Here is a 16,681-nt window from a genome sequence, read left to right on the forward strand (position 1 = left end):
AAGCCTCTCGTAGGTCAGGGGGTTGTTGGTTGGACGGTGGTGGTGAGGAAGGTGGAGATGTGGGTGGCGGTTTGGGTGGGTTGGTCGAGCATGACCCAGGTGCGGCTGTTCGGGATGGGGGTGAGGTGGGGGTTGGGGAGGAGGGTGGCCAGGCGTTCGGCGTGGGCGTAGGGGAAGAGGCGGTCTTCGGGGGCGAAGGCTAGGAGGGTGGGGTGGGGGAAGGACGATAGGCGGGTGGCGGCCTCCTGGGTGACGTGGGAGTCGAGGCCGCGGGTGACCTTGATGCAGTCGCGGCGTACGCCCGGGTGCGCGAGGAAGGCGCTGATCCAGTCGGCTACCAGCGCGTCCGGGAAGGGTCCGCTGGTGAGCACGCCGTACGTAAGGCGACGCATCGGGCGGAACCGTAGGGTGCGGACCCCCCACGTCACCAGGGCGGGGACGCGGGCGGCGACGACGAGCGGCTTGAAGACCTTCGGCGGGCAGTTGTCGAAGCAGTCGCCCGAGGTGAGGACGAGCGCCGCGAGCCGTTCCGGGTGCCACGCCGCGACGACCTGCGCGATCGCGGAGCCGCTGTCGTTGCCGACGAGGGTGACGCCGGTGAGGTCGAGCGTAGCGAGGGCGTCCGCTACGAGCGCTCCCAGGCCGCGCAGGCTGAGGTCCGCGTCGGGGTGCATCGGGGTGCGGTGGGCGCCGAGCGGCAGGTCGAGCGCGATGCAGCGGAAGCTGCCGGAAAGCTGGGTGATGACCTCGTCCCACAGCCTTCCGTCCATCAGATAGCCGTGTAGGAACACGATGGGTGCTCCAGCACCGGCTTCCCGGTAGTGGATCGTCCCCTGCGGGAGCGTGATCTGGGGCATGCCGCCTCCTCATAGAATCCATACAGCCTGTACGGAACTTCCGGATCCGAGGATTACATACAGGCAGTCTGTATTTCAATCCCTTGAAGGAAGGGCGGTGATCGCGGCGTGGGCAAGCAGGCCGAACGCTCCGAGGCGACACGGGCCGCGCTGATCGCGGCGGGACGGCGACTGTTCGGCGAGCGCGGCTACGCCGAGGTCGGCACCGAGGAGATCGTCCGCGCCGCACAGGTGTCGCGCGGCGCCCTATACCACCAGTTCCGCGACAAGAAGGCGCTTTTCGACGCCGTGGTGGAGCAGTTGGAGGGCGAGGTCACCCTCCAGATCATCGAAGGCGCCCTGGCCGCCGCGGCCGACCCCGTCGAGGCCCTGCGCGCCGGCGCCCGCGCCTTCCTCGACGCGTGCGCCGCCCCCGAGACCGAACGCATCCTCCTCCTCGACGCCCCCGGCGTCCTGGGCTGGGCCCGCTGGCGCGAGATCGGCGCCCACCACGGCCTGGCCGCCGTCGAAGCCGCCCTCCAGGCCGCCATCGACGCAGGCGCCCTCCCCACCCAACCCGTCCGCCCCCTGGCCCACCTAGTCCTGGGCGCCCTCGACGAAGCCGCCCTGGCCGTCGCCGCCTCCCCCGACCCCCCCACCGCCCGCACCCAAATGCTCACCGCCCTAGACCACCTCCTCTTCAGCCCCTAACCCACCGCCGCGCTCTGTCAGCGGCGGTAGCGGCGGCAGGCAGCCAAGTGCGCTTCAGCGATGAAGGTCCGGACCGATGGGAGCGAGCGCTCCGGGTGACGACGGCGACCCAGCACTGACCAAGTCGAGCGGCCCACGTCATCCGGAGTCCCGAACATCTTTCGCGCTGGCCATCGACGACCGTCAGCCGCACTCAGGGCCTTTGGCATGTTCGCGCCCTCGCCAACGGAGAGCGCTGCGGATAGGCCGACCGAACAGGCAGAACCTCGCCCCCAGAACTCTGCATCCCAGGTCGTCCCATTTCGTCCTGGATCATCTCGGTGCGAACTGTCGCCTTATGTGTTCCCGATACTTGACGAGTAGACGTGGTCGTGTCCCGATGTGTCAGTCCGGTGCCACTCGTCTAGCGGTCTCCGGGGAGTGGAAGCCCCGGGGACCGCACTTCTCTCGACCTCACCTCGGTCTTTTTGGCATAAGTCCTGCGAGACGTGTCCCCATTGGTCTAGCCTCTGGCAGCAGCGTCGCCGTCGGTTCGGGGGACTTCCACATCTCCCCCGAGCCGATGGCGATAAGCAAGCCGGACTGACTGACACACATAAGGACACGATGATAGATATTCTGCCTTTCGCCACCAGAGCCTTGGTGGTCTTCGCTTTTTTTATCCTGGTCGCCTTCGTCGTGAAGCGTCTTTCCGTCGCCGAACGGCCGTATCTCATGGTGGGCGCCCTCGGCGGTCTGTTCATCTCCCTGCCCCCCATTCTCAACGCCCTACAGTGAACCTCTCCGGGGCTCGTACGAATTCTTTCCTGAGCCAGCTCACCGGACATGAGCGGACTGCGATCCTCGCGGACGCGACCATGCGCACTGGTGCTGCCGATTCCTTGCTGACGGCCGCAGGAAGCGCGCTCAGCGAAGCGATCATCTTGATCGAGGGAGAGGCAAGCGCTCCAGGTCGTGCGCATTGCCAATGCGCCACCCCCCACGTGTACGGCCCAGGCGACCTTCTGGCAGTCGAGAGCCTGGTGCACGAAGAACCGAACACCCGAGACGTCAGGGCCACCACCCACGTGACCCTCCTAGCCCTCCCCGTTCAGGCGTTTTGGGCGATTCTTGAAGGGCATCCGCGTCTCTGGCGCGTCCTTGCCAGGACGTTGAGCGCACATCTCCTGTTCACAGGCCAGGGTGAACCCTCCGCCCGAACCGGCTCTGATCCTCAGCGGACCAAAGAAACGTCCTGTCCGGAAGCAGATGGCCCTAGCGAATTCGTGGGGTTGCTACGCGCTTATCACCAACGGTGTGGTATGCCGAGTTACGGCAGGCTCAGCCAAGTGTCCTGGGAACTGCGCGAACCCGGAAAAGGTCACTACGCGCTCAGCACCTCAACCATCAGCGCCGTGATCCGAGGACGTCGACGGAACTTGCCCAGCTGGCCGTGGGTCGCCACCTTCGTCCTGGCCTGCCAGAGAATCGCAGCCGACAACTTCATACCGGTAGAGCGACCCGAGGCGACGCTTGAGTTCTGGTACAAGCAGTTCCAGGCAGCCCATGACTCTCGACTACGGTCGGATCATGTATCCGCAGTGCGCGCGGTCCCGATCGAACAGGTCGATTTGAACACAACCGATTCCCGATAACGGATGACATGGCCCGAGGCCCAGTACAGGCCGCGGCAGAAGCTGGTCGATTTCCAGACGTGGCGAAGCGGGGGCACGCGCTGACGCAATCGCTAACGTGGATCACCTAACCGGCGGCCCCACCCCGCCATCCAACGAATTGCCCGCCGTGGTGTGTACGCCCACGTGGGACAGGCGGGCTCCGCGGCGGCAGAAACCTCGGGTCGAATGTCTGGGTATGCGGTTCGGGGTTGTCCCGTGGCTGCGAGGCCAGGATTTTCTTACTGTCCGCAATGTGTAAATTGTTTGTGGTAATTTTCCCGGTGTGACAGACGCGGACCAGATCGCCCGAGCACTTCGGCACCAGCGCGCCCGACGTTCCTGGGCTTCCTCCCCCTAGACAACTGGCAGTACGTATGAAAGGGGGATCCATGAGAGACACGGCCCTGATCGACGGCCTAGTAGAACGGACGCCTGACGGTGACGCCTTTTACACCGCGCCCGACCCTCTGTCAGCCGGCACCTACAGGGATCCCGTCCATCTGCGTCCGTTGGAGAACACCTTCTCGGCACCGGCGGGCGGCGAGGGCTGGCTGGTCCTCTACCGGTCCCAGACCGCGGGCGACAGCCCCTCTCCGGTCGCCACGTCCGGCATCATCGTGCTGCCCGACAGCACCGAGCATCCGGTCCCGGACGGCGGATACCCGCTGGTCAGCTGGTGTCACGGCACCGTCGGCGTCGCCAACCGGGTCGCGCCGTCGCGGGATCGTGGCGACACTGGCGCCTCCCCCATGAATGAGTACCCCAAAGCCCTGCTCACCCGCTTCCTGGACCGCGGCTGGGCCGTGGCCATGACCGACTACGAGGCGCTGGGCACGGGCACCGCAGAGAAGCAGAGAAACTGCACCCCTACCTGCTCGGCCAGTCGCAGGCACGGGGCGCCCTGGACATCGTCCTGACCGCCCGCAGACTGTTCGGGGACGAGATCTCCGACCGGTTCGCCCTCGTCGGGCACTCCCAGGGCGGCCAGGCAGCGCTGTTCGCCGCCGCCGACGCTCCGGACAGAGTGGACGGACTCGTCGGTGTCGCCGCCATCGCCCCGGCCAACCATCAGCTGGAAGTCGTCAGGGCTGGCGCGAACCCGCTGAACGTCATCAAAGACGAGGGATATGCGTTCACCCCGCTGTTCCTGGCCGGCGCGATCGGCGGCTCCATCGCGGACGCGGCCACAGGCGAGGCCATAAAGGTCATCGATCCCCGGCAAGTGTTGTCGGACCAGGCGTATGAACTCTGGCCGCAGGTGTGGGAGAAATCCCGGAGTGAACTCAGCGAGAGCACCGCCTTCGGCGGGCTCAGAGGCAACGAGCAGTTCCGCAGGCAGTCCCTCATCGTCGGCTACCCCGACCACCCCAACGACGACCAGCGGGAGTTCGACCGGCAACTGGCCAAGATGAACCCCGACCTGGACATCTCCGTCCCTGTCCGGATCAGCCAGGCCCTCGCCGACGAGCGGGTCAGATACCAGCCTCCGCTCGACCTGCCCGGCACCAAGGCGCTCATCGAGAAACTCAGCGGCCGCACCGGCAACGACATCGTCTACAAGATCTACGGCACCGACGAGGTGAACAACGACGAACTACCACTGAAGGCACACTTCACGACGATCAACGCCGACACCAACGCACTCATCGACTGGCTCATCGCCCGCGGCCTCCAATCCCCCTGAAGACACCCAAGACCGCCGAGCCGGACGCCCCCGGGCCCAACGCCCAACAAAGATCCAGCGACCTAGGGGGGAGGCCCGCACACGGCTGCGCGTACACCGTCAGGAGCAAGGCCGAGGTGAGCGGTGGAGCGGCCAGCGCACCACCGAGCGTCCGAGCGAGCGCGTCAATCGCGGGAGGGGACCCGATGCCTGACGCTGCGCAAGCGGAAGTGGTGGACTGGTGGCGTGAGGAACCGTCGTGCGCTCTTGAACAGTAAGCAGCTTGAGGTCCTACGGTGGATTGGCCAGGGCTGTCCGGCTGACGTCATGGTGGGCTTCACTTATAAGACGAGTGCTGTCGCCCTCCAGTCCCGGAACCTCGTAAAGATCTCCAAGCGTGGCGGAGTGTGGAGCGCATCGCTCACCGCCGCAGGCGAGCATTACCTGGCGGTAGGGGACTACCCGCCGGATGTGACGTCCAAGGCAAGGCCGACCGGCAATACTGGAGACGATCAGATGCCTTCGACGGACAAGCGGCCGCAAGCGTCCTCAGCAGCAGCTCCGCTTGCTCCCGCCGTCGAACCGGTCAAGATCTACCGGACGGCCAGGGAGCTCGTGGCTGCTGTCGTTGAAGCCGGCGGCGCTCTGATGGTGCAGAGAGTCAGACCAGGCGCGGAGGACTGGCACTACTCACGGCTGGTGGAGAGCGCAAACCGGGGCCAAATGCTTCCGGCGGGAAAACAGCTCGTCACCAGGGTGGTCACCTGGCCGGGCATGAGCATCTGGATGTCGGACAAGGAGATCATCCCAGGTGCCGATGTGACGCTCCGGCCCGTCCCGGTCCCTTCGCGGGTCAGTAAATATCACACTGTGGCGATCACATTCCGGAACCTTCATCGTCCGGATCTCGCCAAAGGCCTCTTGCCTCGTGCAACGAGGATCGTTCATGCCGTCGCGACCGAAGCGGAACGGCGAGGCTACGCGGTGTCCATGAGAGGAGACGTCTCCGGCTACGTGGATTCACGCACCCGGCGGAGGAACCGCAGCTTGATCATCACAGTGAACGGGCACCCTCAGCAGGTCCGCATCTACGAGGAAGGCTTTTCCTCAAGCAAGCCCTCAGGGCGTCTCAGAATCGATGTCAACGAAAACTATGCTCCCGACTACCGCAAGGCGAACTGGGCCGACCGCAAGTCCTGGACGCTGGATGACAAGCTCCCTGAGGTGCTCCGGGAGGTAGAGACCCAAGCGGCTGAAGCCGAGCACCGCAAGCGCCAGCGAGAGCGTCAAGAGCAACAGAAGCGGGAACGCTGGGAAGCCGCGATGGCCCAAGCCAAGCTCGACTTGGCCGAACACCACCGGGCCGAGATCCTTCGAGCCCAGGCGAACCGCTGGTTCGAGGTCCATCGCCTCAACGAGTACATCAACGCGATGGAAGCTGCGGCCGGCCTTCTCCAAGACCCGGTCGAGGCCGAAGAAGCGCATCTCTGGCTCGCCTGGGCAAGGCAGTACACCGCGAAGCTCAACCCACTCAACGGCCACCTGGCGCTCCCCGAAGCCCCAGAGGCCAAGCCAGATGCGCTCCGGCCGTTCCTGAAAGGCTGGAGCCCATACGGGCCATCGGGCCATCACTAACTTCGATCTTCGCCGAGTCCTTTCCTCCGCTCTTCGGCCGAGCGGAGGATGGCACTGGCCTTTCGGAAATGGTGAGCCCGAGCGACTTCGAAGCCTCTTACCGAAGACAGCAAGCGACCTGACGGTCACAACCACTCACCGAGCCTCGCTCTGTCGTCGTACCACCCTGTTCGCGACTGAGCACGCAAGAGTCTTTGATCCCAAAAACAAGGCCGCCCTTACAACTGGCCCGTGCATGGGGTCACCAATGGGCGACTGAGAGTCGTCCCGTTGGCCTAGGGAAAAATCATTGAGCCTTTTTCATCCTGGGTGCGGGTGGGCTGATCACAGCATGGTCGTGGGTTCCCCGTTCAGTCCCGGACGTTAAGAAGCCCCTGGTAGATGGGTTGATCACCACAACCAACACCCGTCTCGACCAGGAGCTTCGGTGCTGTTCTATCGTGCTGCCGTCGATTTGTCGCGTTCAACGCTGAACTACGTCGCAGGGCTGATCCGCCGACATCGCAAGGCGATCGGTTCGGCCTGGCGTCTGCTGAATCCAGGTCGGCAAGCGCTCCTGGTGCTGGTCCACCTGCGCAAGGGCGAAACGTTCGCGCAGCTGGGGGCCGGCTTCGAGGTGTCGACCTCGACGGCCTGGCGGTATGTCGAGGAGGTCGTCGCGCTGCTGTCGTCCCGCTCGCCGAAACTGACGCAGGCGCTGCGCCGCGCCGTCCGCGACGGGCTGCACCCGCTCGTCCTGGACGGGACACTCATCAGCACCGACCGCGTCGCCGCAGACCGCCCGTACTACTCATCCAAGCACCGCCACCACGGCATGAACATCCAGGTCATCGCAGGCCCGGACGGGGAGATCCTCTGGACCTCGGGCGCACTGCCCGGCCGGACACACGACCTCACGGCCGCCCGGATCCGGGGCATCCTTCGCGAACTCCACAAGACCGGAATCCCGGTCCTGGCCGACAAGGGATACCAGGGCGCCGAGACCCGCGTGGTGATCACCCCCTACAAAGGCCGAGGCAAACCCGCCTCCAAAAGCAGGCCAACCGCTCCCACGCCCGCCTTCGCGCACCCGGCGAACGAGCGAACGCCCAGCTCAAGTCATGGAAACTGCTCCACAGACTCCGATGCGGCCCCTCCAAAACCAGCCACCTCGTCAAAGCCATCACCGTCCTCGCCAACCGCGAATCACGATGAAAAAGGCTCAATGTTCCGGTGAACGGGTCCGCCAGAGGAGGCGAGAGGAGGTGGTTCGAAAGCACGTACGCCCTGGATGGTGAGTCGGCATCTTGAAGTTCATGTGACGGCGAGCAGCCGCGCGGAAGCGCAGAGCATCGTAGACGCTGTCGTGGAAAGGTGGATGGCGGCAGGCGCACAGATCAGCGGTCCGATCTCCTCCACGTACTGGTGGCAGGGCGAGATCCATCGGAACGAAGAGTTCCTCATCCTGATGAAGACGACGAGGGAACGGCTGGACGACCTCGTCGAGGTGGTCCGGGCGATGCACTCCTACGATACTCCGGAGATCGTCGCCGTCCCCATCGAAGGGGGCCTGGCCGATTACCTGAACTGGACCACAGAAGAGACGGCGGCGGCGTCGCCGGACGGGTAGAGACGTACTCCGCCCGGAACTCTCGCGCGACGTGCGCACGCGCGGGCACCAACTCCGTCACGACATTGTCCAGCCGCTGCCACCCGAGCGGAGCGTTCAGCTCCACCGTCGCGGCGAACGCGGACCGCGCCGAGCCGACGGCCTCGGTGACGTCGCCCATCCGGTACTGAGCGAGCGCCATCTCCGCCTGGACGACGCACAGTTTCTTCACCTCGGTATCGGAACTGAGATGGAGACCTATCTCGTCCATCGCCGAGAGGGCGTCGTCCGCACGGCGCAGACGCGAATGCACGGCGAGCCGCATCGAGGCGAACCGTCCCGGCTCGAGGAAGCAGGTCCACGGGCGGGCCCCGATGTCAGCCTCGGCGTACACGTCCTGTGCTTCACGGATCGCGTCCAACGAGATACTCGTAGCGGGGAGAAGAGCGGTCTCTTCGGCGAGCCGCGCGAGAAGCCAGGCGCGAGTGCCCGGGTCCGAGTCGCCGATGTCGTCTACGACCACACCACCGACCGAGCCGAGATCACCCTCACCATGACCTCCGAAACCACCACTGCCATCCGACGCGCCACCCACAACGCCACAGAGACCAGGCCAAACACAAACAACCCCGGAGAAAACCCCAGGGCTGCAGCCATTTACCTGGTACCCCCAACCGGATACCAGCCAGATGGCTGCACCGGGCCAGGCAGCGAACCGCCACCAAATGAACCTACGCGGGCAACTAGCAATCGATCGCCCCGGCTAGCGACCGTGGCAGAGGAACGATCGCAGTCCGTCTTGGACAGCGCCTGTCGTAGACGCCTACCGGGGCAAGCTCTCAAAAACAACGAGCGTCCCGACCGATGGGGGAAGCTCAACCTGACGGGCACCACACCGCAGCCTTCCGCCCAACAGGGGGAGCTCAGGGCGTCTCACACCGACCGTCGAGTTCGGGTCTGAATACAGGCTCGCGCCGTCAATCCCGCGGTCTGTCCACAACCCAGGGATCATTGGGGTCAAGCAAGCGCATGAGGTAGTGCTCGGCGAGCCAGGCGATCGCATCAACGCAGACGGCGTCACCGAAGCCGGTCAGTGCCTGGTTCTTACGCAAATCGTTCAAGCGGTAGTCGCGAGCTCCCATCAGATTGCCGTATTCACGCGCAGTCATCCATCGGACTCTGACTCCGTTGCTGCTGGCTTCCACGAGGGCCTGCTTGGATGATCCGCCTCCGGCAGTGCGCAAGCATCCGGCGATCTCGTCGGCGCGGATCTCCCACATCGAGACCCTAGGCTCTCCCTTCACTAGCTCTCGAGTCCGCCGGTAGGCGGTTCGATAGGAGATCACCGAGGATTTCCGCAGGTCGTCAAGCCGCGCCTTCTGTCCCGCCGACAGGGAGCCGAGGAACGCCGCAGTTCTCTTCTCATCCCACCACTGTGGGTCGTCTGGAGCCAGAGGCTCCACGCAGTCGGCCAGGCCCTCCGTCTTGACGGGGTCGAGTTTCGGTAGTGGGGCGCGGTGTGTCCTCAGCTTCTTGTCGGCGAAGATCGAGCTGAGCCTCGGCGGACGTAGCACGGTGTCCTCCACCTCGGTGTTTGGCGGTGGCTGCTTGGCGCCGACGACAAATAGCCTCGGTCGGGATTGAGCTACGAAGTGCCGCGCGTCAATGAAGAGAACATCTGCCGAATAGCCCAGCCGATTGAGCGCTTTGACGGTCTCGACCATGTCCTTGCCTTCGCGGCTGGTCGCTAGGCCGGTAACGTTCTCCAATACGACAACCGGCGGCCGCTGCTTCTCCTCCATTTGCTGAAGGATCCGATAGAAGTGCCAGAACGTCCCGGTATGCTCGCCTCTCAAGCCTTCTCGATTCCCTGCCAGGGATACGTCGATGCAGGGGAAAGACGCCCATGCCAGCGAGAGGTCGTTAGGCAAGTGGTCGGCGTTGACCTCTTTGATGTCCTTCACAACATAGTGATCTTTTTCGTCCCGGAAGTGGCCTCGGTACATCTGGGCCTTGTCTTCCTCGATGTCGTTGGCCCAGGCGACCTTGAACCCCACGCGTTCCAAGCCCATCCGCACCAGACCGATGCCAGCGAAAAACTCGGCGACAGCGGGGGCGTCCGCCCGTTCCCCGGCAGCCGCCTCCTCGATCGCCACGGCGGCTGCAGCGGCCTCTCCTAGAGTTCCAGAGGCTCGTTCGGGCGCAAGAGTCACGCTAGCGACCATAGAACACCTTCCCAAAGGTCCAAACTCCCTCAACCCGTGTCGGGCCGAAGGTTCGCCGATCACGGCTATCGCTCAACTGTTCTACAACTATCTCCGGGCGTCTATGCTTCCGCCACCTCTAGTCTTCCATCCAACACGAACACGTCGAGGCCTGTTTGCCTTACGGGGGCCCGCCTCGCGCGGGGCCCTCCGTCCGAATAGACCCACCCGACCCCCAGACAGGTCTTTTGTGAGTAACGTCATAGATGCGCCTGAGTGATCGAAGGACTACCAACTGCCACCGAAGCCGAGGTCGTCGGCATCGGCACCATCCCGCTCAAGACCATCAGTCGGCGATCTTGGATGATCCGAAGTCAGCCCCTTGCCCGATTGATGGTGCCGTTCGCAGGATGGCGGTTAGCATCAGCACATGGTCGAGTCCTGGGCGACGTCTCCGAGTTCTCGTAGGTCCATGCAGGCCAACAAGAGCAGGGACACTAAGCCTGAGCTGGCACTACGTAGAGCCGTCCACGCTCTCGGCTTGCGCTACAGAGTGGGAGCCAGGCCACTTCCGGATCTCCGCCGCACGGCCGACATGGTCTTCAGGCCGACCAAGGTCGCAGTGTTCATGGACGGTTGCTTCTGGCACGGCTGTCCAGAGCACCACAGGCTGGCGAAAGCCAACTCCTCCTACTGGGGAGAGAAGGTCCTAAGAAACTCTGATCGAGACGCCGAGACCGACCGATTGCTTCGCGAAGCCGGCTGGCTGCCCCTCCGGTTCTGGGAACATGAGCAACCAGATGAAGCCGCCCGCATCATCCAAGGTGCCATCCTCGCCCGCAAAGCGGGAGGATTGTCGCCACCCGCCGATAGCCTGGCAGAGGATGTCTGCCCTCGCTAGCAGCAGGAGGTTGTTCTTGGTCGAGAAGGTCTCCTTCGAAGTGGAGGACCACGTTCACATGGTGGTTGACTCCATGACCGTGAGCGTCGAGTCCTGGTACGAGTCCAAGCGCGACCCCCGAGGAGAAGGCGGGGTCAACGGAAACGTCCTGGCGGCCGGCCTGTATATGACCGATTTCCTCGCTGAGTATTTTCCCCTCAAAGAAGAGCAATTCCTCACCGAGACCCAGGTCAAAGGGGCGGGCTATCCAAGGGCCATGAGGATTCTCGGCCAACACGGCGAAACTCGCCCCTTCCTCAAAGAGGGTGGCCGGACTTCGCGGGCGACGCGGAAGCACGCAAAAGAACTCGCGGATGTCCTCAACAACTCGGGTGCCGAAGCCGACCTCGGTCAGTTGTCACCCAAGGATCGGAAGATCGTCGCCTCGCTCCTACAGCAGTGGTTCGTCGAGAAGACCTCCATGGACTTCTACAGCCTGCAGTCGGCTGACCCCTCAGGCACTAACATGGAGGCTGCGTCGACAACGCTGTTCCAAGAGGTCCCAGCCCAAGGCAGCAGGCCCGAGAGCAGTAGCGTCGGTTTTGATCCAATGATGGATGAGCTGTCGCGTAACCCGACTCTGCTGAGCACTTTCTACAGAGAGAATCCGGATCAGTTGCGCGAGCTGATCACCAATGATGCGACTGGCAAGGACGTCATCGCGGTCGCTCACCGCAGGCAGCAGGTGGAGCGGTTTGAGAAGCTGCTCTACGACGATGCCTTCTTCGACCTCGAAAAGAGGGAGGCCCCGCACGGCGCGGAGAGCGTCTGGCAGAAGTACTTCGAGGACAACCCCTGGATTCTGGGTATTTCTCTGACCGGACAGCTACTCACGTCCTGGGACGAGGGCCGACTCGAACAGGTGGTGGCCGGGCAATCCGTCGCCGGTGCCGGCAAGCGGGCAGACGCCCTGATGCGCACGAGCGGCCGGATCCGGTCCCTGGTCTTCGCGGAGATCAAGACACATCGCACCGAGCTTCAGCTAAACGGGCCGTACAGGCCTGGGTGCTTCGCTCCCTCGAAAGAACTCAGTGGTGGGGTCGCCCAGTCGCAGATGACTGTGTACCAGGCCGTTCGCCAGATCGGAGAGAAGCTCGACGGCCAGGCAGAGGACGGCAGCAGCGATCCTCTGCAGGACGCCTATCTGATCAGGCCTCGATCGTTCCTCGTCATCGGCACGACCGAGCAGCTGACCGGAGCGGCGGGGGGCGTCCACACGGAGCGATGGAGATCATTTGAGCTGTACCGGAATCACATCACCCATCCGGAAATAGTCACCTTCGATGAGCTGCTAGCGAAGGCGCGTTGGTCGATCTCCTAACCGACGCTCTTGATGCCCGGTGTCTTGAAGTCCGGGTCCAGTCTGAGGCCGGAAGGTCCCCACGCAGAATCCGGCGACGTGATCAAGGCCGACTCCTGCCAGGAGAACGCCCGCGTGTCCGGTGGGACGAGGCACCTAAGCGTCTTGGATGAGACCTGAATCATCTCCTGCACGTGTGAGATGTCGATCTCTTCGGCGACAAAGGCTGCGCTGGTGAAGACGACTTGGATCAACCGCCATTCGGTGGCGTGCTTCTGGCTCTTCTCGAACTCATTACGGCTCAAATGGAAGCAACCGCGGGTCTTCGGACCCGCGGCTTTGACTTCAATGCGATCTATCTTCGGCGCTCTCACTTCGATGTCATAGCCGAAAGCATCGGACACCTGTGCTGCGTGAATCGGCTTCAAGCCCACATATCTCAGCGCTGCGAGCACAAGAAACTCCGCCGCATTGCCGATCCGCTTGCGCAGCTCGTCCTGCCGCGAAGAGTCGAGCCCGATTCGCACGTTGAGGAGAATTTGATCGAGCTCCGGCTCTAGCCATCTCAATGCGGCGAGATCTTCGGCGGGAATGTACTCGCGCGTGACTCCCGCCATGGACACGGCAAGAGAGAGCCAGACCGGTGGGTCAGCCGCAAGCAATATTCGAGCCGCGTCACGCAGCGTCGCCGCCGCACCGAGATCGATCAGTCCAGTCAATTGTGGACCGAGCACAATCCTGCCTGACGAAAACTGGGCAAGCCCACCGGAGATCAGATGCCCTGCGATGAAGTCCAGGTCCATCGAGGACGCGAGGCTGGAGCCGTGGGCTCTGGCTGCGTTCGTCCACTGGGCGATGCTATAGCGGGGCGCGAGGACGGCCACGCGGGCGAGTAGAAGCGTGCAGTACGCCGGGCCGTGTCGGGGCAGCATCATTCACTCACCCGTCGGCAGTCAGCAGCGAGACCATCGCTGAGACGTCGTCGCTACCGACCGCCGAGTCGGATCCGTCGGTGTCAGGCTCAGGCAACGCGACCTGCACGAGTCCCGGGTCGTCCATCAACTGGGACAACGCGACAATCTTCTCTCGCAACCTCCCCTCGACGGCCTCGTCGATCGTACCCCGGCTGATCAGGAGCGTGAAGTTGGTGATGGTTCCTTCATTCAGGCCCAGACGATGGATTCGATCTTGGCTCTGCAGGTAGTGGCCCGCGTTGAAGGTGCGGTCGAGGTAGACAGCGTGGTGACACCAGTGGTGAAGGCTGACGCCTTCACCACAGGCAGCGGGGTTCGCGAGCAGAACGCTGCATTCAGGGTCGTTACGGAACCGGTCAAGTTCGGCCTCCCTCGTGATCACTCCTGAGGGGGCCCCGTCCTCCGGAGGGACGCCGCCATGAACGATCGCAGGCCGAAACTCCTCAAGGTGATGGGCCAAGATCTTCAGGTTGCGCACGAACGTCGACCAGACGAGCACCTTCTCGTTTCTGGAAGCGGCCTCGCGCACGATCTCGGCGACGCGCTGATACTTCCAAGGGGTCTCGTGCTCGCGGTACTGCTGAAGCAGTTGAGCGATGGGCTCGTCGCCTCGCAACTCAAGGGGCGGGTGGACGAAACCTTGCTGATCGTATTCGTCGGAGCCGGACACCAGTAGCATCGGATTCGTCGCCGCCTCCAGCAGGTACATCATGATCCGCCCAAGCCGATCGAATCGGCGGCGTTCATCCTTGTCGAGCGCGAACTCACCTCTGTACTTGCCGAGCAGCGCGTCATAGATCGACTGCTGGATCGGACCCAGCGGCTCCGTGACCACGGTGAAGTCCGTCGGCGGCAATTCCAAGCGGGACTTGGGCGTGCGCACGAAGTAGCGGGAGATCGCCGCACTTGTCGCCTGAAGGACGTCCGGATCTCTGCCGTCTCGCTCTAGATAGGCGCTCGCAGGGAGGATCTGCTGGTCCTGGCCGGGATAGAGAAAGCGCACCGGAGCGACGAGGTCGTAGGCCCCCTGTGGTGCCGGTGTTCCTGTGAGCACGTCCCGACGGCTGGCCGCGTAGGCGAGGTCTAGCACTGCCCTTCCGTGCACACCTTGCTCGCCCTTCTTGATCCGGTGTGCCTCGTCGAGGACTACCTGGGTCGTCCGGAGCGACACAAACTCTCGAATCCGGTCGTAGTCGGAGGCGACGCGGTTGTAATTGGTCAGGAGGATGTCGGTCTCCTCCGGAATGAAGGCTCTTGGACCGGTGTGCACCGCGACCGAAGGAATTGGTGCCAGGCATACCGCCGAGTCTTCCTTCCATGCCTGGAATGCCGCGATCGGAGCCACCACCAGAAGCTGGTCGACCCTGCCCCTGGAACGGTTCAGAGCGAAATTAGCGAGGGCCACTGTGGTCTTTCCAGCACCAGGAACCGAGAAATCCGCACCATGTGGAAGCCTCAGGATAGTGGCGAGGTTCTCCAGCTGAAACGGTTTGAGCGTCCTCTTGAAGCCGGCCTCCAGCAGCTCTTTCTCCAGGCCTTCAGTCGAAAGGCCAGGCGGCGAGGAGATCGCCAGATCGCGAGCCTTTCGATCCTGTGCGAGCGAGCGAAGCTGCTCCTTCAACGTGGGCCCGAACTCAAACGCCTGCCCGAAGAGCGACCTCACCTCTCTAACCGCGCCGAGCTCCGCCAAAAAGACGTCAGCGCGCACGTCCAGCCTTTGAAGCGATCCTCCGACCACTCCGCGGCTCAACGCCTCCTGGAGCCGCGCCCAGGCACCAGTGTTGACGCCCTCACGCTGTTCCAGCATGACGATCGGACGGCCTCGTCGGTAGAGCTCAGCAAAGATCAACTAGTTCCCCCTGATCCTTTTGATCAGCTTCTCCATCTCGCTGATCTTGTCAAGCAGGTCCTCTTCGGTCCACTCCTTGAACGCCCTGGCTCTGGGGAGGGTGGAAAGGACCCGACCCAGTTCTGCGATCGCCTTGTCCGCTCGGACAAGGGGGGCGAGCACAGCACCCTGGTCCTTCTGTTCCTCGGCGGCCTCTTCGGCAGCTGCGGTGACCGCGCTCTTCAAGCTAGCGAGGGCATCCTTGGCCACGACCTTGTCCCCGGACTCCAGGGTGAAGCTCGCCTCCGGCTTTTTCGTCGCCACGAACCCGAGCATGGAATGGAGCGACGACTGCGGATCGGGCTCTCCCAGAAGGTCGTCGAGTTCATCGCCCCGCCCCTGCCCCTGCCCCTGCCCCTGCCCAGCGGCTGAAGCCTCGGCCGCGTCTAGGAGGGGCTTGAGCGCGGGATCGTCTTCCAACTCTCGCCGTACGAGGTCGGCGGCGTCTGGCCGCCGCAGATGCCGCAGGTTCCGATACTCGGCACCGGACAAGATGCCCAAGAAGTACGCCGCCTTGACCGAGTCCGCCTCCTTGATGGGCTTGTTCTTAATATGCTTAGCCAGCTCATCGAAGGCCGACTCGTTCTCGGTGAAATCGACGTGGAGCCGAGCCCCCTGCGACAATGCGACAAGCTGGTGAACCTGCTGCAGCTTCTCGAAGAGATCCCTGACCTCGGCGACCTTGCGGTGCATCCGCTTCGCGACCCGGTCCCAATTTTTGCCTTCACGGTTGTACAGATCCTCGATCAGCAGAGCCTCGTTAACCCACGAGTAATCCTGCTTGAAGTCGCGCGCTACCTGCAGTTCCGCCTCGAGGTAGAGCAGCTCGTCCAGCGTCGCATCCTTGGGCAGAATCCAGCACGTCACGTACTGGAATTTCAAATGCCCATCCCGATATAGGGAACGAAGCGCGGCGGAACGCCGGTTGCCGTTGATGAGCACGCCTTCAGCCGTCAAGATTGCCGATTCCTGCTGGCCCCGGGCCAGGAGGTCGGCTTTGAGCGCGTCGAAACCCTCCTGCCGGCTCAGGATTTGGTACTGGGCTTCCTGTGCTTCAGGACCGAGGGGGTCAAGCTTGAAGAGATCGGGCTGGCCGCTCTCGTGAACCGCGCGCATCTGTTCCGCGCGGGTTCGGTGATTCTCCGTCGAGAAGCGAACCCAGTTGATGTCGACCTCGACCTGTGGGAGTTCCTTCTCCGTGCGAGGCCAAGCCGTCAGCGGTACCCAGACTCTCTTCTGCTTCCCCTCAAGCAGGGCGACGCGATCGGGATCATGCGTTGGGAACAA

At 63.6% G+C, this 16,681-nt stretch carries 14 protein-coding genes and 2 pseudogenes; 11 read left to right on the forward strand and 5 right to left on the reverse strand.

Annotated elements, in window-relative coordinates:
• Window positions 1-14: 14 nt before the first annotated feature.
• Window positions 15-857, reverse strand: a complete 843-nt coding sequence (locus tag LO762_RS14510; protein ID WP_230615235.1) for an alpha/beta fold hydrolase — start codon at window positions 855-857, stop codon at window positions 15-17.
• Between the two features lie 108 nt (window positions 858-965).
• On the opposite strand from LO762_RS14510, the gene LO762_RS14515 reads away from it, so the two are divergent.
• From LO762_RS14515 to cutA, 9 genes and pseudogenes are all read left to right on the forward strand, one after another.
• Window positions 966-1,547 carry a TetR/AcrR family transcriptional regulator gene (locus LO762_RS14515; protein WP_230615237.1) on the forward strand — a complete coding sequence of 194 codons (582 nt, stop codon included), beginning with the start codon at window positions 966-968 and terminating at the stop codon, window positions 1,545-1,547.
• A gap of 606 nt (window positions 1,548-2,153) precedes the next feature.
• Window positions 2,154-2,324, forward strand: coding sequence for a hypothetical protein (locus tag LO762_RS14520; RefSeq protein ID WP_230615239.1), 171 nt, complete (start codon window positions 2,154-2,156; stop codon window positions 2,322-2,324).
• A gap of 80 nt (window positions 2,325-2,404) precedes the next feature.
• On the forward strand, window positions 2,405-3,181 hold the full coding sequence (locus tag LO762_RS33910) for a Crp/Fnr family transcriptional regulator (RefSeq protein WP_374201563.1): 777 nt from the start codon (window positions 2,405-2,407) through the stop codon (window positions 3,179-3,181).
• 410 nt (window positions 3,182-3,591) lie between these two features.
• On the forward strand, window positions 3,592-4,119 hold the full coding sequence (locus LO762_RS14525) for a hypothetical protein (RefSeq protein WP_230615242.1): 528 nt from the start codon (window positions 3,592-3,594) through the stop codon (window positions 4,117-4,119).
• A pseudogene (locus tag LO762_RS33915) lies at window positions 4,074-4,211 on the forward strand (hypothetical protein); the annotation flags it as partial. The gene LO762_RS14525 and the pseudogene LO762_RS33915, both read left to right, overlap by 46 nt.
• 15 nt (window positions 4,212-4,226) lie before the next feature.
• Window positions 4,227-4,886, forward strand: coding sequence for a hypothetical protein (locus tag LO762_RS14530; protein WP_374201558.1), 660 nt, complete (start codon window positions 4,227-4,229; stop codon window positions 4,884-4,886).
• Between the two features lie 384 nt (window positions 4,887-5,270).
• Window positions 5,271-6,500, forward strand: a complete 1,230-nt coding sequence (locus LO762_RS14535) for a hypothetical protein (RefSeq protein WP_230615244.1) — start codon at window positions 5,271-5,273, stop codon at window positions 6,498-6,500.
• A 427-nt stretch (window positions 6,501-6,927) separates the two neighbouring features.
• Window positions 6,928-7,694: pseudogene (locus LO762_RS14540) on the forward strand (transposase family protein).
• 76 nt (window positions 7,695-7,770) lie between these two features.
• Window positions 7,771-8,109 (forward strand): divalent-cation tolerance protein CutA, encoded by a 339-nt coding sequence (cutA, locus tag LO762_RS14545; RefSeq protein ID WP_230615246.1) that lies wholly within the window; start codon window positions 7,771-7,773, stop codon window positions 8,107-8,109.
• A 956-nt stretch (window positions 8,110-9,065) separates the two neighbouring features.
• Here cutA and LO762_RS14550 read toward each other — a convergent pair.
• Window positions 9,066-10,301: a DNA cytosine methyltransferase gene (locus LO762_RS14550; protein WP_230615248.1), complete on the reverse strand. Its 1,236-nt coding sequence runs from the start codon at window positions 10,299-10,301 to the stop codon at window positions 9,066-9,068.
• A 463-nt stretch (window positions 10,302-10,764) separates the two neighbouring features.
• On the opposite strand from LO762_RS14550, the gene LO762_RS14555 reads away from it, so the two are divergent.
• Both LO762_RS14555 and LO762_RS14560 read left to right on the forward strand, forming a co-directional pair.
• Complete coding sequence (locus LO762_RS14555) at window positions 10,765-11,193, forward strand: very short patch repair endonuclease (protein WP_230615250.1); 429 nt, start codon at window positions 10,765-10,767, stop codon at window positions 11,191-11,193.
• A gap of 16 nt (window positions 11,194-11,209) precedes the next feature.
• Entirely contained in the window at window positions 11,210-12,553 is a 1,344-nt protein-coding gene (locus tag LO762_RS14560) for a DUF4928 family protein (protein WP_230615252.1), read from the forward strand.
• On the opposite strand, the gene LO762_RS14565 is transcribed toward LO762_RS14560, so the two are convergent.
• The 3 genes from LO762_RS14565 to LO762_RS14575 all read right to left on the reverse strand — a co-directional run bounded on the left by LO762_RS14565 (window position 12,550) and on the right by LO762_RS14575 (window position 16,681).
• Window positions 12,550-13,335: a protein NO VEIN domain-containing protein gene (locus tag LO762_RS14565; RefSeq protein WP_230615254.1), complete on the reverse strand. Its 786-nt coding sequence runs from the start codon at window positions 13,333-13,335 to the stop codon at window positions 12,550-12,552. The genes LO762_RS14560 and LO762_RS14565 overlap by 4 nt on opposite strands.
• Window positions 13,336-13,471: 136 nt before the next feature.
• The gene (locus LO762_RS14570; protein WP_230615256.1) at window positions 13,472-15,355 is read right to left on the reverse strand and encodes a DEAD/DEAH box helicase; all 1,884 of its coding nucleotides are present in this window, start codon (window positions 15,353-15,355) and stop codon (window positions 13,472-13,474) included.
• Window positions 15,356-16,681 (reverse strand): hypothetical protein, encoded by a 1,326-nt coding sequence (locus tag LO762_RS14575; protein WP_230615258.1) that lies wholly within the window; start codon window positions 16,679-16,681, stop codon window positions 15,356-15,358. It abuts the gene before it with no gap.

Origin of the sequence: Actinocorallia sp. API 0066, from assembly GCF_020991275.1 — a bacterium.
Lineage (GTDB): Bacteria > Actinomycetota > Actinomycetes > Streptosporangiales > Streptosporangiaceae > Actinocorallia.